Origin of the sequence: Geothrix sp. (genome assembly GCF_020622065.1) — a bacterium.
Lineage (GTDB): Bacteria > Acidobacteriota > Holophagae > Holophagales > Holophagaceae > Geothrix.
The window spans coordinates 83,195-101,678 of the sequence record NZ_JAHRYQ010000002.1 but is presented as its reverse complement, the minus strand read 5'-3'; the positions used below and the strand labels follow the sequence as shown (position 1 = coordinate 101,678).

16 protein-coding genes and 1 tRNA gene are annotated in these 18,484 nt (G+C 67.8%); 4 read left to right on the top strand and 13 right to left on the bottom strand.

From position 1 onward, the window contains the following. Positions 1-15: 15 nt before the first annotated feature. The 3 genes from QZ647_RS09970 to QZ647_RS09960 are packed head-to-tail and all read left to right on the top strand — an operon-like array spanning position 16 to position 3,001. Positions 16-693 carry a hypothetical protein gene (locus QZ647_RS09970; RefSeq protein ID WP_291272022.1) on the top strand — a complete coding sequence of 226 codons (678 nt, stop codon included), beginning with the start codon at positions 16-18 and terminating at the stop codon, positions 691-693. Next, on the top strand, positions 690-2,186 hold the full coding sequence (locus QZ647_RS09965; protein WP_291272021.1) for an SDR family oxidoreductase: 1,497 nt from the start codon (positions 690-692) through the stop codon (positions 2,184-2,186). Before QZ647_RS09970 ends, QZ647_RS09965 begins: the two co-directional genes overlap by 4 nt. 2 nt (positions 2,187-2,188) lie before the next feature. Then, a complete protein-coding gene (locus tag QZ647_RS09960; RefSeq protein WP_291272020.1) occupies positions 2,189-3,001 on the top strand; it encodes an inositol monophosphatase family protein in 813 nt (270 codons plus the stop codon). Positions 3,002-3,098: 97 nt separating this feature from the next. Here QZ647_RS09960 and QZ647_RS09955 read toward each other — a convergent pair whose 3' ends face one another. From QZ647_RS09955 to QZ647_RS09895, 13 genes are all read right to left on the bottom strand, one after another. After that, entirely contained in the window at positions 3,099-5,159 is a 2,061-nt protein-coding gene (locus tag QZ647_RS09955) for an oligopeptide transporter, OPT family (protein ID WP_291272019.1), read from the bottom strand. A 15-nt stretch (positions 5,160-5,174) separates the two neighbouring features. After that, positions 5,175-6,953: a M1 family metallopeptidase gene (locus QZ647_RS09950; protein WP_291272018.1), complete on the bottom strand. Its 1,779-nt coding sequence runs from the start codon at positions 6,951-6,953 to the stop codon at positions 5,175-5,177. A 118-nt stretch (positions 6,954-7,071) separates the two neighbouring features. Beyond that, the gene (locus QZ647_RS09945) at positions 7,072-8,721 is read right to left on the bottom strand and encodes a C69 family dipeptidase (protein WP_291272017.1); all 1,650 of its coding nucleotides are present in this window, start codon (positions 8,719-8,721) and stop codon (positions 7,072-7,074) included. Positions 8,722-8,744: 23 nt separating this feature from the next. Further along, a complete protein-coding gene (locus tag QZ647_RS09940; RefSeq protein ID WP_291272016.1) occupies positions 8,745-9,359 on the bottom strand; it encodes an outer membrane beta-barrel protein in 615 nt (204 codons plus the stop codon). A 7-nt stretch (positions 9,360-9,366) separates the two neighbouring features. Continuing rightward, positions 9,367-11,340, bottom strand: a complete 1,974-nt coding sequence (locus QZ647_RS09935) for a M13 family metallopeptidase (protein WP_291272015.1) — start codon at positions 11,338-11,340, stop codon at positions 9,367-9,369. Between the two features lie 104 nt (positions 11,341-11,444). After that, positions 11,445-13,469, bottom strand: coding sequence for a M13 family metallopeptidase (locus QZ647_RS09930; protein ID WP_291272014.1), 2,025 nt, complete (start codon positions 13,467-13,469; stop codon positions 11,445-11,447). Between the two features lie 32 nt (positions 13,470-13,501). Next, positions 13,502-13,963: a DUF4442 domain-containing protein gene (locus tag QZ647_RS09925; protein WP_291272013.1), complete on the bottom strand. Its 462-nt coding sequence runs from the start codon at positions 13,961-13,963 to the stop codon at positions 13,502-13,504. A gap of 9 nt (positions 13,964-13,972) precedes the next feature. Beyond that, complete coding sequence (gene glpX / locus QZ647_RS09920) at positions 13,973-14,953, bottom strand: class II fructose-bisphosphatase (RefSeq protein ID WP_286355469.1); 981 nt, start codon at positions 14,951-14,953, stop codon at positions 13,973-13,975. A gap of 47 nt (positions 14,954-15,000) precedes the next feature. Further along, the gene (gene cutA / locus QZ647_RS09915; RefSeq protein ID WP_286355470.1) at positions 15,001-15,327 is read right to left on the bottom strand and encodes a divalent-cation tolerance protein CutA; all 327 of its coding nucleotides are present in this window, start codon (positions 15,325-15,327) and stop codon (positions 15,001-15,003) included. A gap of 411 nt (positions 15,328-15,738) precedes the next feature. Next, positions 15,739-15,815 (bottom strand) — tRNA-Pro (locus tag QZ647_RS09910). A 48-nt stretch (positions 15,816-15,863) separates the two neighbouring features. Next, positions 15,864-16,259: a DciA family protein gene (locus tag QZ647_RS09905; RefSeq protein WP_291272012.1), complete on the bottom strand. Its 396-nt coding sequence runs from the start codon at positions 16,257-16,259 to the stop codon at positions 15,864-15,866. Further along, positions 16,256-17,374, bottom strand: coding sequence for a CoA transferase (locus QZ647_RS09900; RefSeq protein WP_291272011.1), 1,119 nt, complete (start codon positions 17,372-17,374; stop codon positions 16,256-16,258). Before QZ647_RS09900 ends, QZ647_RS09905 begins: the two co-directional genes overlap by 4 nt. Positions 17,375-17,417: 43 nt before the next feature. Continuing rightward, positions 17,418-17,846, bottom strand: coding sequence for a BrxA/BrxB family bacilliredoxin (locus tag QZ647_RS09895; protein WP_291272010.1), 429 nt, complete (start codon positions 17,844-17,846; stop codon positions 17,418-17,420). Between the two features lie 84 nt (positions 17,847-17,930). On the opposite strand from QZ647_RS09895, the gene QZ647_RS09890 reads away from it, so the two are divergent. Continuing rightward, positions 17,931-18,473 carry an NADPH-dependent FMN reductase gene (locus QZ647_RS09890; protein ID WP_291272009.1) on the top strand — a complete coding sequence of 181 codons (543 nt, stop codon included), beginning with the start codon at positions 17,931-17,933 and terminating at the stop codon, positions 18,471-18,473. Positions 18,474-18,484: the final 11 nt, after the last annotated feature.

The following is an 18,484-nucleotide window of genomic DNA, read 5'->3' as shown; positions in this document are numbered from 1 at the left end:
GGGATCGGAGATCCCATGACACGGACGACGCGGACCAAGGCCCTCTTGAGCTGGTCCAGCGGCAAGGATGCCGCCTGGGCCCTGCATGTCCTCCGGCAATCGAGCGAGGTGGAGGTGGTGGGGCTGCTCACCACCACCAATGAGGCGTTCGACCGCGTGGCCATGCATGGGGTCCGGGAGGCCCTGCTGGAGGCCCAGGCGGAGGCCGCAGGTCTGCCCTTGTGGAAGGTGCCGCTCCCCTGGCCCTGCTCCAACGAGGCCTATGAGGCCCGCATGGCCCAGGTCTGTGCCCGGGCGGTGGAGACCGGGGTCGAGGCCATGGCCTTCGGGGACCTGTTCCTGGAGGATGTCCGCGACTATCGCATCCAGAAGCTGGCGGGGACGGGGCTCAGCCCCCTCTTTCCCATCTGGAATCCCGACACGACCGGCGTCGCCGCCGACATGGTGGCTGCCGGGTTGAAGGCCACCCTGGTCTGCGTGGATCCCCGCGCGCTGGCCGCGTCTTTCGCGGGCCGGGCCTTTGATGCTTCATTGCTGGCGGACCTCCCCCCGACGGTGGACCCCTGCGGCGAGCGGGGGGAGTTCCACACCTTCGCCTGGGATGGGCCGATGTTCCGCCACCCGGTGGCCGTCCGGGGGGGTGAAGTGGTGGTGCGCGACGGCTTTGTCTTCGCGGATCTGGTGCCCGCATGACTTCGCCGCGGCCCGAAGGCGCCAATCGGATGGACCCGGGGAAGCCGCTCATCCTGGTGACCGGCGCCACGGGCTACATCGGGGGCCGCCTGGTGCCCCGGCTCCTGGCGGCGGGCCGCCGGATCCGGTGCCTCGCCCGCAATCCCGAGCGGCTGGCGGGCCGCCCCTGGCCGGGCGTGGAACTGGTCAAGGGCGATGTGTCCGACCCGGCATCCCTCGAGGCTGCGCTGCAGGGAGTGTCCCAGGTCTACTACCTGGTCCACGCCATGGCCGAAGACAGCCCCGATTTCCGGGGGAGGGATCTGCGGCAGGCCCTCACTTTCGCCGCCGCCTGCGCGAAGGCCGGGGTGCGCCGGATCATCTACCTTGGGGGCCTGGGGGATCCCACCCGCCACCGCAGCGATCACCTGGCCAGCCGCCAGGAGGTGGGGGCCGCCCTGGGTTCCTCGGGCGTGCCGGTGCTGGAATTCCGGGCCGCGGTGATCGTGGGCAGCGGCAGCGTCAGCTTCGAGATGATCCGCCACCTGACGGAGCGGCTGCCCATCATGATCACCCCGCGCTGGGTGAACACCCGCTGCCAACCCATCGGCGTGCGCGATGTGCTGGGCTACCTTACGGAAGCGCTCGAACACCCCGAGGTGGAGGGCGTCTTCGAGATCGGTGGCCAGGATGTCCTCGACTACCGGCGGATGATGCTGGGCTATGCCGAGATCCGCGGCCTGCGCCGGCTCATCCTTCCCATGCGCGTGCCGCTGCCGATCCTGTCCGCCCTGTGGGTGGACATGGTCACGCCCATCCCCCTGGAGCTGGTCAAACCCCTGATCGAAGGGATGACCACCGAGGTGGTGGTCCGCGATCCCCGGGCCCTGGAGGTCTTCCGGGTGCGGCCCATGGCCTACCGCGAGGCCTTGGCCCTGGCCCTGCAGCGTCTGGATGAGGATGCGGTGGAGACCACCTGGGCCACGAGCCTCTCCCGCGAGCAGGAGGAGCAGGTCCTCGGCTCTCACGAGGGCATGTTCCTCGAGCGCCACCACCGCCATGTCAAGGCCCCTCCCCGGGCCGTGTTCCAGGCTTTCTGCGCGCTGGGGGGCGAGAACGGCTGGCCCGCAGGGAACTGGCTCTGGCAGATCCGAGGATTCCTGGATCGCGCGGTGGGCGGCCTGGGGATGCGCCGGGGACGGCGCCACCCGCGGGACCTCCGCGTCGGTGATCCCGTGGACTTCTGGCGCGTGGAAGCGCTGGAGCCGGAGCGCCTGCTGCGCCTCCGGTCCGAAATGAGGCTGGATGGGCGTGCCTGGCTGCAGTTCACCGTGCGGGCCGAAGGGAGCGGCTCCCGGCTGGAGCAGACCGCATTCTTCGAGCCCCACGGCCTCCTGGGCCTCCTCTACTGGTATTCCGTCCTGCCCTTCCACCTGTTCGTGTTCCCGGGGATGATCCGGGCCCTGAAGCGCCGCGCCGAAGCCGCCATGACACAATCAGGCCCGGGGGCCTGATCATGCATGAAGCGCAACGGGATGCCTGCGTGGCCGCGGCCCAGGCCGGCGGTAAGATCCTGCTCGGTTTCTTTCGTCGGCTCGATCCCGCCACCATCACCGAGAAGACCAAGAACGATGTGGTGAGCGCCGCGGACCGCGATGCCGAGGCCGCCATCCGTGCCGAGTTGTACACCCGCTTCCCGGGGTACGGGTTTCTTGGCGAGGAGGGCGGGTTCACCCCGCCCGAGGTGCGCGGAGGCGAAGGGCCGAGCGGTCCCCTCGTGGAGCCTCGCTGGATTGTCGATCCCCTGGACGGCACCCTGAACTTCGTCCAGGGTTTCCCCCACTGGTGCGTCTCCGTGGCCCTGTGGGATGCCGAGGGCCCCGTGGTGGGCTGCGTGCTGGACCCCCTGCGCGAGGACTGCTTCCTGGCCGTGCGGGGCCAGGGTGCCACCTGGAACGGGAAGCCCATGCGCGTCTCGCAACAGGCGGGTCTGGACGGGGCCTTCCTGGCCACCGGCTTCGCCTTCCAGCTGGGCGACCGCTGGCCGAGGTTCAACGCGGCGCTGGGCCGCGTGTTTCCGCGGGCCAAGGGCATCCGCCGGGCCGGCAGCGCCGCCCTGGACTTGGCCCATGTGGCCTGCGGCATCTTCGACGGCTACTTCGAGCTGGGCCTCAAGCCCTGGGACCTCGCCGCGGGCGCGCTGCTGGTGCAGGAGGCCGGCGGTGTCATCACCGACTGGGATGGCGGGCAGGGGTGGTTCGAGACCGGGAACATGGTCGTGGGGACGCGGGGCGTGGCGCCGGAACTGCTTGAGAGCCTCCGAGCCTAGCGAAAGATCCACCCCGAAGACACGAGAACAGGAAGAAAGCCGGAGTCGCTTTGGCTTCGTGCGTTGGTGTCTTTGGGGTGGATCAGTAAAGCAATGCTTACGCCTCGCCCTTGGCCCGCCGGCTGTAGACGACGACATAGAGGCAGAGGGCCACCAGGGCGGTGAGGCCGAGCCATTCGCCGAGGGCGCCTTCGGCCTGGTGGGCGGTGAGGAGGGGGAAGCCCTCGGTCCACTTGAGCTTGATGAAGCTGGCCACCACGCCCATGATGGCGCCGCCGGCCATGAGGCCGCTGGCGATGAGCACGCCGCGGTTCTCGCGGGCTTTGGCGTCGGCCTCGCTGGTGCCGGCCCCATCTTTAGAAGACATCGGCCGGTTCACCCAGTGGGCCAGCAGGCCGCCCAGGAAGAGGGGCGTGTTCAGCTCGATGGGCAGGTACATGCCCAGCGCGAAGCCCAGGGCGGGCAGCTCCACCATGCGCAGCACGATGGAGAGCATGACGCCGAGGCCGAAGGCGTACCAGCGCAGGGGCATGGACACGGTGCCGAAGATGCCTTCGAGGATGGCCTTCATGGCGCTGGCCTGGGGCGCGGGGATGGAGGTGCCCAGCGCCATGGTGCCGTCCAGGTTCACCTGCTTGGCCATGAGCCACATGGCGATGCCGGTGAAGAGCGCTGCCACGAAGGTGCCCACGAACTTCCAGGCGATCTGGCGGGCGGGCGTGGCGCCGATCCAGTGGCCGATCTTCAGGTCGGTGCTGAAGGCGCCTGAGGCCGCCAGGGCCGTGCAGACGATGCCGCCCACCATCATGGTGAGGAACATCCCGTAGCCGCCGGTGAAGTTCAGCTTCAGCATCAGCACGCCGGTGATGACGAGGGTGAGCATGGTCATGCCGCTGATGGGGTTGGTGCCGATGGTGGCGATGGCGCGGGCGGCCACCGGAGCGAAGAAGAAGGAGATGACCATCACCACGAGGGTGGCCGTGAGGGCGGGCATCAGGGCCTGCTTGATGCCTAGGCCGAAGCTGAGGAAAGCCATGGTGCCCACCATGGCGGTGACGAGGCCCACGGCGACCATGGAGCCCGCGATGCTGCGTTCCGTGCGGACGGCCGTCTTGGGGGACTCCGCCGCGGCGTCGCGGTTCATGAGGGCTTTCATGTTGCTGATGATGCTGCGGATCATGTTGGGCATGGAGGCCAGTACACCCATGACCCCCGCGCCCGCGATGGCGCCCACGCCCACGATGCGGATGTAGGAGAAGAAGACCTGTTCCGGGGTCATGTCGGCGATGAGCTTGGTACCGGGTGCCACGACCAGGGGCACATACTGGCCGATGGCGTGGAAGAGGGGCACCAGCACGAACATGCTGAAGAACGAGCCGGCTGCGATCACGGCGGAATACTTCAGGCCGATGATGTAGCCGATGCCGAGCGTCGCCGCGCTGTTCAGGAAGTTGAAGGACATGAACCTGTCCCGGAGCGCCCGACCCACCCAGACATGCTCCAGGCGCAGGTACTCACCCATGCCGCGGAAGATCGAGGTGATGCCGTCATAGGCGGCGCCGATGCCCGCGGCCACGGCCAGTTCCTTGGCCTGGTTGCCGGCCTTCTCGCCCGTCACCAGGATCTCGGCGGTGGCGGTGGCTTCGGGCCAGGGGAAGATGCCGTGGTTCTCGACCATGAAGTGGTGGCGCAGGGGCACGAGGAACAGGATGCCGATGCAGCCGCCCAGGAAGCTCACCAGCACCACCTGCCACAGCGTGGGCGTGGGCACGCCGCTGCCGGGCGTCTGGGCCAGGATGTAGAGGGCGGGGATGGTGAAAGCCGCGCCGCTCACCACATGGCTGCTGTTGGCGCCGATGCTCTGGACGATGACATTCTCGAGGATCGTGTTCTTGCGCGGGAAGAAGCGGCTCAGGCCCACGGCCAGGATGGCGATGGGGATGGCGGCCTCGATGCCCTGGCCCAGCTTCAGGGCCAGGTAGGCCGCCGCCATGCTGAAGATCGCGCAGAAGATGAGGCCCATGGTGATGGCGCGAGGTGTGGTCTCGGGCATGCCGTCCTGGGGCACCAGGGGGATGTAGCTCTCGCCGGGCTCCAGCGCCCGCCGCGCATTCGCGGGCAGGCCCTTGATCTCCTGGGATTCGGATCCGTGGGACATGAAGGCTCCTGGGCGCTAGGCGGGATAGGCTTCGAGGACGGATGCCACCACGCGGCGCGACAGGCCGTGGTAGCCGGGACTGGCGGCAGCGAAGATCTCGCGGGCCAGGGTGCGGGTGCGCGGATGCTGGCCCAGGGCGCCATAGAGCGGCCGGAGGTACTTCATGCGTCCCACCCGCATCAGTACTTCGCGGATGCGTGCGAAGGCCGGTTCGTAGTCAGCGGCAGCGGCCAGCGTCAGCCACTCCACCAGGATCTCGTGGTTGCCCCGGCCCATGAGCTTGAAGTGCTCGTCCAGCCAGGCGCAATCCGCCTGGGTGAGCTGGCGCGGCAGCTTCTGGAGGTAGACCTGCAACTCCGCGGGCTTCCACGAGGCGATCTGGTGAGCGCTGGGGCGACCCCCCTCGATCCAGCTCTCGGCCAGCACCGTGAGGGTATCCAGCTGTACGCTGCGGAACTCGGGGGCGGTGGCAGGCAAACCAGGCTGATCCAGGTAGGCACGGGCATCCACGGCGGCAAGGGCCCCCGGGAGTTTCGCCTCCACGAAGGCGCAGAACTGCTCCGTGGTGATGGAGGTGAAGCGGAACGAGTCCATGTAGTCGCGGATGAAGTGCAGGAACCGCTCTTCGCCAACCTCCCGCTCCAGGGCCGCCACCAGGCGCGCCCCCTTCTCGTAGGGGATGCTGGAGAAGGCGTCATCGGGATCGATGCCTTCCAGGTGCATGCGCAACACGGTGAGCTGGGGCTCGTTCTTGAAGCGGTCGAGGCTGTCCTCCAGGGCCTTCTGCCCCATGGCCCAGCCCAGGGCGGCGGCGTCGTCGCCGTGGAGAATGCGGAGGATGCGGCGCTCCGCCCACACGGTGAAGCCCTCGTTCAGCCAGAAGTGCTCCATGCTGGCGTTGGTGACGAGGTTGCCGGTCCAGCTGTGGGCCAGTTCGTGGGCCACCACATCCACCAGGCTGCGGTCGCCCGCCAGCAGGGTGGGCGTGAGGAAGGTCATGCGCGGGTTCTCCATGCCGCCGTAGGGGAAGGAGGGGGGCAGGACGAGCATGTCGTAGCGATCCCACGGGTAGGGACCGAAGAGGCCTTCCGCTTTCACGATCATGTCTTCCACACCGGCGAATTCCCAGGCTGCGGCGGCCACCGTCTCGGGTTCGGCCCACACCCGGGCGCGGGGGCTGAGATCCCGCGATTCCAGGCGTCCCACGGCCAGGGCCAGCAGGTACGAGGGGATGGGCTGGGGCATGGTGAAGCGGTAGACATGACGGCCATCGCCGAGCGCCTCATCCCCGGCGGGGCCTGCCGACATCACGGCAGTGAGCCCCTCGGGCACGGTCACTTCCGCGAGATAGGCCACGCGGGCGATGGGCGTGTCCTGGCAGGGAACCATGGTGCGGGCGTGGATCTGCTGGCACTGGCTGAAGAGGTAGGGTGCGACCTTCCCTTCGGTCTGCTCGGGGTCCAGCCACTGGAGGGCCATGGCCTCGGCGCCCGTCCGGTAGCTGATGGCGACCTCCAGTGTGGCTGCCGGCACCTCCAGGCGCAGCCGCTGGCCCAGGATGGCGTCCGCCTCGCCCAGCTCCCAGGGGATGGGGCCGTGACCCGGCACCTGCACGGAACGGATCTCCAGGCCCTTGGTGTCGAGGTCGAGGGTGCCCGAGACCGGGCTGCCGAACTCCAGCACCACTTCACCATCGATGCGCTTGGCGGCAAAGTCCACACCCAGCTTCAGGCGCAGGCGCCGGGCCCTGGGCTGGGCGGAATCGTAGTACGAATGCGGATCCGGATGACGCATGGAAGACCTCGGGGAACCGCACATCATCCCATGGGGTCAGGAACGGCGGGCGTCACAAGTAGGAAGGCCCCGCAGCGCGGGGCCTTCCTACCGAAAAGGGCAGGGTTCCAACCCTGGGTTACTCCTCGTCGAGTGCCAGGCCCTCGACCTTCTTCACCTTGATGACCTCGCCGTGGTCCTTGACGATGCAGCGCAGCCAATCCTCAGGGGCCTTGGGGTGGGTGACCTCGCCCTTCTCGTTGCGGACATTCCCGTCCATGTACTTCCAGATGAGGAATTCGCCCAGCTTCTTCCAACGGGCCATGAGCTGCTCGGTCTCCTTGGCGGCGTACTGGGTGAGGTATTCGCGGGCGGCCCCGGGGTTCTGCTTGTAGAGCTCCAGGGCGGTGCGGTCCACCTCGGCCTGGTCGGCCAGGTAGCGGCCCTCGAACTCGCGCTGCACCTTCTGGACATCCACGATCATGTCGCTCCAGCGGGTGTAGGTGTAGTTGGAGACGAAGTTGAAAGTCCAGTAGGCGCTGTCCCAGTTGAAGGCATCGAAGTTGCCGGTGCCGATGGCGAAGGCCTTGGGTGTTTCCTTGATGCCGCAGGAGATGGGCACATAGACCGTGGTGTAGGTGTCGTCGACGCCGAACCAGAGGACGCCACCCACGGGATCAGGCATCCAGGAGCGGGCCTGGCTCACGAAGGAGAAGCCGGTCTGCTGAGTGCTGATGGCCCGCTCGTGGACATAGTCCTGGCCGTCGATCTTGAAGCCCATGGGCCGCCAGCGGTAGGGCAGCTTGTAGGGGCCGGCGCCGAAGTCCTTGGTCATGTCGAAGTCGGTGCCTTCGTAGTGGTCGCGCATGAGCTCCATGGCATCGCGCACATCGAGCTTCTGGTCGGGCTTGATGTAGAGCGGCATGGGCTTGGCGCCCTTTTCAGCCTTCACGAAGTCCATGGGGATCTTCTGGCTCTTGGCGGCCCGGTTGAAGATGCTCCAGACCCGGGCCTCGCAGCCGCGGAGGGCGCCGAAGGTCAGGGGCGCGTAGGTGTCGGCGAAGCTGAAGCTCTTGTCTTCGCCCTTGAACCAGCCCTTCTCGCGGGCGAAGGGGATCAGATCCTTGCTGTAGATCGCGGTCTTCGGGTCGTTCTGGGGGAACTGGCGGATGCGGGCCTGGTTGGCGTGGGCGCTGATGGTGCCGTCGGGCAGCTTGTAGGCGACCCACAGCGAGCCCTTCTGGCCCTTCCCCTTGCCGATCATCTCGAGGATCCACACCTCGTTGGGGTCGGCGATGGAGAAGCTCTCGCCGGTGCTGGCGTAGCCGAACTCCTCCGTCAGCTTCGTCATGACCTCGATGGCTTCGCGGGCGGTCTTGGCGCGTTCCAGGGCGATGTAGATGAGGCTGCCGTAATCGATGATGCCGCTGGGGCCCGCGAGGTCCTTCCGGCCCCCGAAGGTGGTCTCGGCGATGGTGAGCTGGTGCTCGTTCATGTTCCCGACGCGGGTGTAGGTCACGGGCGCTTCGGGGATCTGGCCCAGCAGCTTGCCCGTGTCGAAGGTGTAGCCGCTGTCCCACTCGCGGATGTCCCGCTTCTCGCCGGGCAGGTGCCGGCCGCCGCGCTTGAAGTAGAGCTCGCCGTAGAGCGTGTGGCTGTCGGCGGCGTAGGTGATCATGGTCGAGCCATCCTTGCTCGCGCCCTTGGTCACGAGCAGGTTGGTGCAGGCCTCCAGGGCCGCACCGGCGGCCAGGAGGGTGGCGAGGAGGACCAAGGGACGGATGCGCATGGGGATCCTTGTGGAAGAGGGGTTCAGAAGCGGAGGCTGGTGCCGAAGGCCAGGTAGGAGCGGGTCGAGCCGTAGCGGTGGTGGCCGTTGAAGGAGAGATCGGTGTTCACGAACCGGGCCTCCAGGGCGGCATGGGAATTGAATCTCCAGCCCGCGCCGGCGCTGAGGGTGAAGCCCAGATCGGAGTCGGTGTAGGTGCCGGGGTAGGTGGTGATGTTCCGCCGGGTTTCATTCCACAGCGTACCGCCCATGCCGAAGATGCCATACAGGCCGCTGCGGCTGTGGCCTTCCAGGTGGGGCATCCACTCGTAGGCCACGGAATAGCCCTCCATCCGGCTGTCAGCCAGTTGGGGGGTGGGGACATAGGCGGTGCCGTTCCAGATTCCCCAGACCCCGACCTGGACGGGATGGCTCGTGTCGGACTGCAGGTAGTCGATGCGGAGGCGGCCCAGGTGCCGGCTCTCCCGGTTGAAGTGGATCTGGAGCCCGGCCTGGAAGCCGATGGCGAAGGAGGAGCCCCAGGTTCCGACCGGCGCCACCGCGGCCAGGCCGATGCCCATGCGGTTGCCGTCAGGATTGTCCTGGGCGGCGAGACCGGGGCTGGCCAGGATCGCGAGGCCGACGAGGAGGGGTTTCATCCCCGCCTCACCAGATGGCCGTGGCGGCCTGGCCGGCGGGGGCGGCCCCGCACTGGAAGGCCTGGCGGAACTCGGGGAAATCCGCCACGGGTCCCAGTACGCGCCACTTCACGGGCGAATGCACATCCGTGGTCACCTGCAGCTTGAGCTGCTCGGTGCGCTGGTTGGTGCGCCAGCCCTGGGCGAAGGCGATGAAGAACCGCTGGTCCGGCGTGAAGCCGTCCACCGACTTCAGAGCCTTGCCCTTGGTGGCCAGCTTGAAGGCCTCGTAGGACACGCGCAGCCCGCCGATGTCGGCGATGTTCTCCCCGAGGGTGAGCTTGCCGTTGATGTGCAGGCCCGGCAGCACCTCGAAGGCATCGTACTGCTTCACGATGTGGTTGGCGCGGACCTCGAAGCGCTTGGCGTCTTCGGCGGTCCACCAGTCCTTCAGGTTGCCTTGCCAGTCGTACTGCCGGCCCTGATCGTCGAAGCCGTGGGTCAGCTCGTGGCCGATGGTGGAGGCCAGGGCGCCGTAGTTGGAGGCGTCATCGGCCTTCTCGTCGAAGAAGGGAGGCTGGAGGATGCCGGCCGGGAAGCACATCTCGTTCTGGCTGGGGTCGTAGTAGGCGTTGTTGGTCTGCGGCGTCATGTGCCACTCGTTCCGGTCCACCGGCTTGCCGAGCTTGGCCATGCGGCGCTGGAAATCAAAGACGGCCGCGGTCTGGACATTCAGGACATAGGGCCGGCGCGAGACCTGGAGGCTGCCGTAGTCGCGCCAGCGGTCGGGATAGCCGACCTTGCTGCGCATGGTGTCGAGCTTCTTGAGGGCCTCGGCCTTGGTGGCTTCGACCATCCAGTCGGCGGCCAGGATGCGGGCCCGCATGGCCTCTTTGTGGAAGTGGACCATCTGGAGCGCGCGGTCCTTGGCGGCCGGGCTGAAGGCGGTCTTCACGAAGAGCTGGCCGAGGTCTTCGCCCAGGGCGCGATCGGCGGCGGCGAGGACGCGCTTCCAGCGGGGGCGCAGCTCGGTGGTGCCCGAGAGGGTCTTCCCATAGAAGGCGAAGTTCTCCGTGACGAAGGCGGAGCCCAGGAAGGGCGAGGCGCTCCGCAGGACATGCCAGCGGAGGTAGACCTGCCAGGTCCCCATCGGCTCGGAACCGAGGAGGCCGCCCAGGGCCTTGAAGAACTCGGGCTGGCCCACCAGCACATGGGTCTCCCCGGCGGGAAGGGCCACGGTGGCGAAATAGGCGTTCCAGTCCAGGGGGGCCGTGGCAGCGAGGTCCTTGCGGGCCAGCTTGTGGTAGTTGGCCTGAGGATCCCGCAGCGCGACGAGGGTGCGGGAGGCCTGGGCCAGCTTCGTCTCCAGGGCCATGACCGTGCGGGCCGCGGCGCGGGCGGCCTCGGCGCTGTCCCCGGCCAGCGTGAAGATCCGGGCCACATGGCCTTCATAGGCCTGGCGGATGGCCTCGGCCTCCTTCCCCGGGCGCAGGTAGTAGTCGCGCTCGGGCAACCCGAGACCGCCCTGCCAGAAGCTGGCGATCATGGCGCTGCTGTCCTTGTCGTCGACCTGGACGCCGAAACTGAACCCGGCGTGGATGCCGAGGGCGTGGAGCCGGCCCATTTCAGCCACGAGGTCCTGGGGCGTCTTCACGGCCTGGATCGCGGTGAACAGGGGTGCCAGGGGGGCGAGGCCCGCCTTCTCGATGAGGGCCTCGTCCATGCCCGAGGCGTAGAAGTCGCCCACGCGCTGGGGAATGCTGCCCTTGGGACCGCCGGTCCGGGCGGAGGCTTCGAGGATGCCCTTCAGGATCGCGAAGTTCCGTTCATCGATCTCCTGGTTCACGCCGTAGGAGGCGTACTCGCCGGGGATCGCCACCTTGTCGAAGGCGCCGTTGGCATAGGCGTAGAAGTCCTTGCAGGGGGAGGCAGCCGCGTGGATGTGAGCGGGATCCACGCCGAGGATGGGCCGGGCCTCCGGGCGGGCAGGCGTTTCCGCCATGAGCGACGCCATCAGCGCCGAGACGAGCCATGCAGATCGAAGGTTCAATGCAGTTCCTTTCATCTAGCTCCGGGAGGCACCGCCTCCCGGAGTCACGGAGCGGACTACCAGATGGCCGGACGCACCTTCGCGTCCCGCTTCATGGCCTGGCCATCGGCGCAGCCGAACGCCTCGTAGAACTCGGGCAGGTTGGAGAGGGGGCCGTTGACCCGCTCGCGGCCGGGGCTGTGGGGATCGGTCTTGAGGCGCACGGAGAGGGCGGCCTCGCGGATGTGGTTGCGCCACACGGTGGCGGCGCCGAGGAAGAAGCGCTGGGGGCCGGTGAAACCGTCGATGGGGGCGGGGACGGCCTTGCCCTTCAGGCTGTTCTGGTAGGCGGCGAAGGCGATCTTCAAGCCGCCGATGTCGGCGATGTTCTCGCCCAGCGTGAGCTTGCCGTTCACATGCTCGCCCTTGATGGGTTCATAGGCGTCGTACTGCTTGACCACCAGGTCGGTGCGGGAGGCATAGGCCTTCTTGTCCGCGTCGGTCCACCAGTTCTTGAGGTTGCCTTCGGCGTCGAACTGGCTGCCGCTGTCGTCGAAGCCGTGGGTCATCTCGTGGCCGATGACGAAGCCCAGGGCGCCGTAGTTCACGGCGTCATCGGCCTTGGGATCGAAGAAGGGCGGCTGGAGGATGCCGGCCGGGAAGACGATCTCGTTCATCGTGGGGCTGTAGTAGGCGTTCACGGTGGGCGGCGTCATGCCCCACTCCGTCCTGTCGATGGGATGACCAAGCTTCTTCAGGTTTTCCTGGATGCGGAAGGCCGCCGCCCGGCGCACATTGCCGAAGTAGTCGTCGCGCCTCACCTCGAAGGCGTAGGTCTTCCACTTGTCGGGATAGCCGATCTTCACACCGAAGGCGTTGAGCTTCTTGAGGGCCTGCTGCTTGGTGTCGGCGCCCATCCAGTCCAGGTTGGCGATGCGTTCGCGCAGGGCCACCCGGAGGTTCTCCACCATGTCGAGCACCCGCTTCTTCGATTCGGGCGGGAAGGCGGTCTTCACATACAGCTGGCCCAGGGCCTCGCCCAGCATGCCGTCCGTGGTGGCCTCGATGCGCTTCGCGCGGGGTTCGCGCTCGGGGGTGCCGTTCAGGATCTTGCCGTGGAAGGCGAAGGACTCTTCGCCGAAGGCCTTGGGCAGCAGGTTGGCGGTGGCGCTGAGGGCCTGCCAGCGGAGGTAGGTGCGCCACTGGGGAGCGGGCACCTCGGCGGCGAGCTTGCCGAAGGCGTGGAAGAAGGACGGCTGGGTAAGGTTCAGGTCCGCCTGCTTCACGCCCCGGGCCTGGAAGTAGCTTTTCCAGTCGAAACCGGGCACTTCGGAGACCAGCTTGTCCAGGGTCCGCTTGTTGTAGGTCCTCTGCGGATCCCGCATCTCCACGCGGGTCCACTGGGCCTGGGCCATGCGGGTCTCGAGATCCAGGACCACCTTGGCGCGGGCCTGGGCGAGGCTGGGGGCATCGCCCGCCAGCTCCAGCATCTTGGCGATGTGAGCCTCGTATTTGGCGCGGATGTCCCGGCTGCGGGCGTCATCCTTCAGGTAGTAGTCGCGGTCGGGGAGTCCCGTGCCCCCCTGGTTGAGATAGCCCAGGTAGCGGGTGGATTCCTTGGCATCCTGGCGGACGAAGAAGCCGAAGCCGCCGGGCAGGCCCTGGTTGTGCAGCTTCGCCAGGAGGAGGGGGAGCTGCTTCGCGTCTTTCAGTCCCTCGATGGTGGCCAGCACCGGCTTCAGCGGTGTCAGGCCCCGCTTCTCGATGGCGGCTTCGTTCATGCCGGAGGCGTAGAAGTCGCCCAGTTTCTGCTGGACGCTGCCCTTGGTCCAGGCGGTCTTGGCGCTGGTCTCCTCAAGGATCTGCTTGAGGATGGCGCGGTTGCGCTCGCTCAGTTCCTCCATGGTGCCGTACCGGGATTTGTCCGCCGGAAGGCTGTGGGATTTCAGCCAGCCGCCGTTGGCGTAGGCGTAGAAGTCGTCGCAGGGCTTCACGGTGGTGTCGAGGTTCGCGGGATCGACCCCCGGTTTGGGCTGGGCCACCAGGGAGAAGGCCGCCAGGCCCAGGCAGAGGCAGAGGGATGCGCGCAGGGGGGTTGCCATGAATGACCTCGTATGATGAGGGTAAAAGCCTATCAGGAAGGAATTCGAAGGGATATGTGAACCACTTTCTGAATTTCCGCATGGATGACGCCATCGGCGTCCCGCAGGTCCACCGCGTAGGTGCGGTCGACCTTGGGTTGCTCCCGGAGCAGCCGGCGGATCTCCGCCACCTCGGCTTCGTCCACCCGGAAGGTGGCGCTCAGCGTGCTGCGCCCGGGCTTCCGGAACCGGATGGAGGCGGCCTTGTCCCACACGACGAACTCGGGGCCCAGGCGGTGGATCAACATGAGCATGTAGAAGGGATCCACCCCGGCGTACAGGCTGCCGCCGAAGATGGTACCCACATAGTTGCGGGTCCGCCAGGAAAGAGGGAGGCGGACCCGGATCTCGGACCAGTCGGCGGCGATGTAGGCCACCCGCGCGCCCGTGCCGCGGAAGCAGGGCCACAGGTTGAAGGCCCAGCGGAAGAGGCGGGTGCGGAGGGATTCACGCAAGGCCAGGGCCTAGAAGCGCACCGTCACGGTTTCGCCGTCCTTGATGTGAACGGTGTCGATGAAGCGCACCTGGCGGCTGCCGTAGGTGAGGATGAGGCTGGAGGTGCGGGAGCCGTGGCCGAAGTGGCGCACGCCCTGCAGCAGGTTGCCGTGGGTCACGCCGCAGGCGGCGAACACCACCTGCTTGCCGGGACAGAGGTCGTCGGTGCGGTAGATGCGGTTGAAATCCACACCCATGGCTTCGGCCTTTTCGCGGCTGGCGGTGTTGGTATCCACCTTGAGGCGGCCCAGGATCTCGCCATTGAGGCACTTCAGGGCGGCGGCGGACAGCACGCCCTCGGGGGCCCCGCCGGTGCCCATCACCGCATGGATGCCCGTGCCGCTCACGGCGGCGCTGATGGCGGCGCTGAGGTCGCCATCGCCGATGAGCTGGATGCGGGCGCCGGCCTTGCGGATGTCGGCGATGAGCTGGGCGTGGCGGTCGCGGTCGAGGACGCTGACGGTGATCTCGGAGACCTGGCGATCCAGGGACTTGGCGATGATGTCGAGGGTTTCCTGCACCGGGGCATCGAGGCTCACCTTGCCCTTGGCGGCAGGGCCCACCACGAGCTTCTCCATGTAGAGGTCCGGCGCGTGGAGCAGGCCCCCCTTTTCCGTGGCCGCCAGGACGGCGATGGCATTGGAGGCACCCGTGGCGCAGAGGTTCGTCCCTTCCAGCGGATCCACCGCAATGTCCACCGCCGGGTGGTCCCCGTCCAGATCCGCCCCCATGCCCACCTTCTCGCCGATGTAGAGCATGGGCGCCTCGTCCCGCTCGCCTTCGCCGATGACGATGGTCCCATCCATGCGGACGGTCTCCATGGCCTTCCGCATGGCCTCCACGGCGAGCTTGTCGCTGTGCTTGCGGCGGCCATGGCCGATGGAGGTGGCGCAGGCGAGGGCAGCCTCTTCGACCACCCGCAGGAATTCGAGGGACAGGGTATGTTCCATGGGGAGACTCCCGGGTAGACGGCGTGGTGGTCGAGGGCGGGGCCGGGTCAGGCCAGCCGGTTCACGCTCTGGCGGATCCAGTCGAGGAACGGCTCGGAGCCTTCTTCGACGGGGAACATCAGAATTTCGGGGACCTCATAGGTGTGCAGGTCCGTGATCACTTCCGAGACCTGGGGGAAGAGCTCCCGGGTGGTCTTGATGATCAGCATGACCTCTTCATCCAAATGGGTCTCGCCCTTGAAGTAGTAATAGCTCTTGATGCTGGGGACGATGTTCACGCAGGCCGCGTACGCCTGGTCCACCAGGGCCGCCGCAATGGTCAGGGCGGTTTCCTCGCTGCCGCAAGTGGTGAAGATGGTGCAGGCATCGGTCATCGAGTGGGCTCCCCGTCCGGCGGGCGGAACCGATCATTGTAGCCCGGGAGACGGGAAGCCGAGGATCACGAAAGGCGAGAATGGACCTGCGCGTGGTCTGACCACGGGCTTGGAATGGATTGAGCCGTTTCCTCGATTGGATCGCGACCCACCGAGGCGCGGGTTTGGATGCGTCCGGCCATGGCAGGACATCAAGGCACGCCTCGGGCGGTCCCATTCGGAGGTCGGCCGCCTCTCCTTCTGGGGGTTCGACCCATCCGGGTGTGGATTCGAACTGCGTCTGGCTTCGCCAGCCGCCGGTCCCGCTTCGGCGTGCCATCAAGGCACGCCTCGGGTGGTCCCATTCGGAGGTCCGAATCCTCTCGCCTGCTTCCGACCAATGAAAAAGGGTGCCGCAGCACCCTTTTTCATTGGTCGGGGCGAGAGGATTCGAACCTCCGACCTCTCGGTCCCGAACCGAGCGCTCTACCAGGCTGAGCCACGCCCCGACGAAGGTTTGACTCTACTGGAAACGGACGGGGGCGTCCAGCATGCAGCTATTCGGACTCCAGGCCGAGGCGGATCCGCTCTTTGCGGCGGGCTTCGAGCAGGCGCAGGGCGCGGCGAAGGGGATCGGGGTCCTTGGGGGCGGCGGGTGTCTCCACCGGGGGGTCGCAGGGCACGACCTGGAGGCCGGACAGGGTGAGTCCGAGCGCCCGGCGGATGCGGTCGCGGATCTGGGGCCAGACGGCCGCCGCGGCTTCGCGCAGGGGGCCGATGCGGGCGAGCTCCCAGCAGCCCATGACGAGAATGTCGCGCTCCACGCGCAGGGGGCGCGTGCGGTCCGCCAGGGCGGGCCCCACGACGAAGGGCCAGGCCTGGCGCAGCCGGGCTTCCGCCTTCTGGTTGGGCAGGCGGGCCCCGAGAGGGACGAGGCGCGGAGTGCGCTTCATGGCTTCCAGCGGGGCGGGGGAAGGGCGGCGCAGGCCCGCTCGCCATTGAGCAGCACCGGCGCGGCCAGGGTGGGGATCATCGTGTGGGTCTCCGCCTCGAAGAGGGGCTGCAGCAGGTTATGCAGCTCGCCGCCCTTGCGGAAGAGCACCTCGTCCACGCTCCGCACCCGGCTGGCGGGGATGGCGTTGGCTTCGCACATGGCGAGCACGCTTTCCACGGTGCTGGCCAAGGTGCGGGCCTCGATGAGGGCCACGAGCTCCGCCCGGTCCTTCACGCGGCCCCGGTTCTGCTTCCATTCGGGGCGGGCGTCGAGGTCCAGGTCCAGCCACATGGCGAGCACCTCGAACTGGCGGTCGCTGCCCACGCCGATGGCCACATCGCCATCGCTGCACCGGAAAGACTGGTAGGGCACGATCTGGGGATGGGCATTGCCCCAGCGCTGCGGGGGCTTGCCGGTCATGAGGGCGCCGGCCGCGACATTCACCAGGCCCGCCAGGGCGGCTTCCATCAGGGGCACCTCGATGTGGAGGGCCTCGCCGGTGCGCTCGCGGTGGAGCAGGGCGGCCTGGATGCCGTTGGCGCAGTAGAGCCCCGCCAGGACATCCACCAGGGCCACGCCCACCTTCATGGGGCGCCCCTCCTGCTCGCCGGTGATGGCCATCCAGCCGCTCTCCGCCTGGATGATGAAGTCGTAGCCCGCGCGGCGGGAGGCGGTGACATCCGAGGCGAAACCCCGGACGGAGGCCAGGATGAGCTTGGGGAACTTGGCGTGAAGCCGCTTCCAGCCGAGCCCCAGGCGGTCCGCGGAGTCGGCCCGGAAGTTCTCCACCAGCACATCGGCGTCCTTCAGAAGGTCGAAGAGGTCGGCCCTGCCCTCTTCCGTGTGCAGGTCGATGGGGCGGCTGCGCTTGCCCCGGTTGGCGCAGCGAAAATAGGCGCTCTCGCCTGACTCGCCGTGCTCGAAAGGGGGGCCCCAGCCACGGGTGGGGTCGCCTTCCGGAGGCTCCAGCTTCTGCACCTCGGCGCCGAAATCCGCCAGCAGCTGGGTGGAGAACGGACCGGCAAGCACGCAGGACAGATCCACGATCTTGAAGTGGGACAGGGGCTTGGGCATCGGGTTCTCCGACGCCCAGCCTACTTCAAGTCCCGGGGTGGAATCAGCTGGCGGCCACAGTCCGGCGGTAGGCGGAGGTCAGCGTGGCCGCGATCTCCTCGGGACTGTGGCCCAGGAAATCCTGGCGCTGCATGAGGTGGACGAGCTGGCCGTCCTTGAGGATGGCGGCCTGGGGGCTGGTGGGCATGGCGCCCTCGAAGTATTCGCGGGCCTGGGCGGTGGCCTCCTTCTCCATGCCGGCGAAGACAGTCACCAGATGGTCGAAGCGCAGGTCCTGGGTCCGCAGGGCCTCCGTGACGCCGGGCCGGGCCCCGGCCGCCGCGCAGCCGCAGACGCTGTTCACCACCAGCAGCGTGGTGCCCGGGGCCTGCAGCGCCGCGTCCACCTGGGCCGGCGTCAGCAGTTGCCGGAAGCCAACCTGGATCAGTTCCTCGCGCATCGGGGCGACCATGTATTCGGGGTAGTTCGACATGAGGTTCTCCGTTCAGGCAAAAAGTTTACCAATCGAGTCAAGATTGATCTAGATCACACTTGGTCCCATCACAAGGGAGGACCCATGAAGCTGGCACTGGTAGGCGGAAGTCTCCGCGCCGGTTCCCTCAACGCCCGGCTGCTGCGCCACCTCGCCCAGACGCTGGAAGGCCGGGGCCACGAGGTGGCGGCCTTCACCGGGGAGGCGCTGCGCCTGCCGCTCTACGAGGAGGGCGCCGCGCCCTCGGCCGAAGCCCTGACCCTGCATGGCGCCCTCCGGGAAGCCCACGGGCTGGTCATCGTGTCGCCGGAGTACAACTCGGGCATTCCGGGGCACCTGAAGAATGCCGTGGACTGGCTCAGCACCATGAAACCCAGCCCCTGGCCCGACCTGCCGGTGCTGCTCTGCAGTGCGAGCCCCGGAGCCTTCGGCGGCGCCCGCGGCCTGGTGGCCTGGCGGGCCACCCTCGCCAACATGGGCGCGCTGGCCCTGCCGGAAGCCATCACGGTGCCTCATGCGGACCAGCAGCTGGATGCGGAGGGCGCGCCCACCGACTCCCGCACCGCCGCTTCGGTCCCGAGGGCCCTGGAGAAGTTCCTCTCCCTGGCGGCGCGGCTCCATCCATGAGCCTCGGCCGT

Coding starts and splice junctions, on each gene's coding strand:
- QZ647_RS09895 (WP_291272010.1), bottom strand. CDS start 17,846: ATGTCGAACTACCCCGAATACATGGTCGCCCCGATGCGCGAGGAACTG.
- QZ647_RS09945 (WP_291272017.1), bottom strand. CDS start 8,721: ATGCGCATCCGTCCCTTGGTCCTCCTCGCCACCCTCCTGGCCGCCGGT.
- cutA (WP_286355470.1), bottom strand. CDS start 15,327: ATGACCGATGCCTGCACCATCTTCACCACTTGCGGCAGCGAGGAAACC.
- glpX (WP_286355469.1), bottom strand. CDS start 14,953: ATGGAACATACCCTGTCCCTCGAATTCCTGCGGGTGGTCGAAGAGGCT.
- QZ647_RS09965 (WP_291272021.1), top strand. CDS start 690: ATGACTTCGCCGCGGCCCGAAGGCGCCAATCGGATGGACCCGGGGAAG.
- QZ647_RS09970 (WP_291272022.1), top strand. CDS start 16: ATGACACGGACGACGCGGACCAAGGCCCTCTTGAGCTGGTCCAGCGGC.
- QZ647_RS09905 (WP_291272012.1), bottom strand. CDS start 16,259: ATGAAGCGCACTCCGCGCCTCGTCCCTCTCGGGGCCCGCCTGCCCAAC.
- QZ647_RS09950 (WP_291272018.1), bottom strand. CDS start 6,953: ATGCGTCATCCGGATCCGCATTCGTACTACGATTCCGCCCAGCCCAGG.
- QZ647_RS09960 (WP_291272020.1), top strand. CDS start 2,189: ATGCATGAAGCGCAACGGGATGCCTGCGTGGCCGCGGCCCAGGCCGGC.
- QZ647_RS09955 (WP_291272019.1), bottom strand. CDS start 5,159: ATGTCCCACGGATCCGAATCCCAGGAGATCAAGGGCCTGCCCGCGAAT.
- QZ647_RS09930 (WP_291272014.1), bottom strand. CDS start 13,469: ATGGCAACCCCCCTGCGCGCATCCCTCTGCCTCTGCCTGGGCCTGGCG.
- QZ647_RS09940 (WP_291272016.1), bottom strand. CDS start 9,359: ATGAAACCCCTCCTCGTCGGCCTCGCGATCCTGGCCAGCCCCGGTCTC.
- QZ647_RS09935 (WP_291272015.1), bottom strand. CDS start 11,340: ATGGCGGAAACGCCTGCCCGCCCGGAGGCCCGGCCCATCCTCGGCGTG.
- QZ647_RS09890 (WP_291272009.1), top strand. CDS start 17,931: ATGAAGCTGGCACTGGTAGGCGGAAGTCTCCGCGCCGGTTCCCTCAAC.
- QZ647_RS09900 (WP_291272011.1), bottom strand. CDS start 17,374: ATGCCCAAGCCCCTGTCCCACTTCAAGATCGTGGATCTGTCCTGCGTG.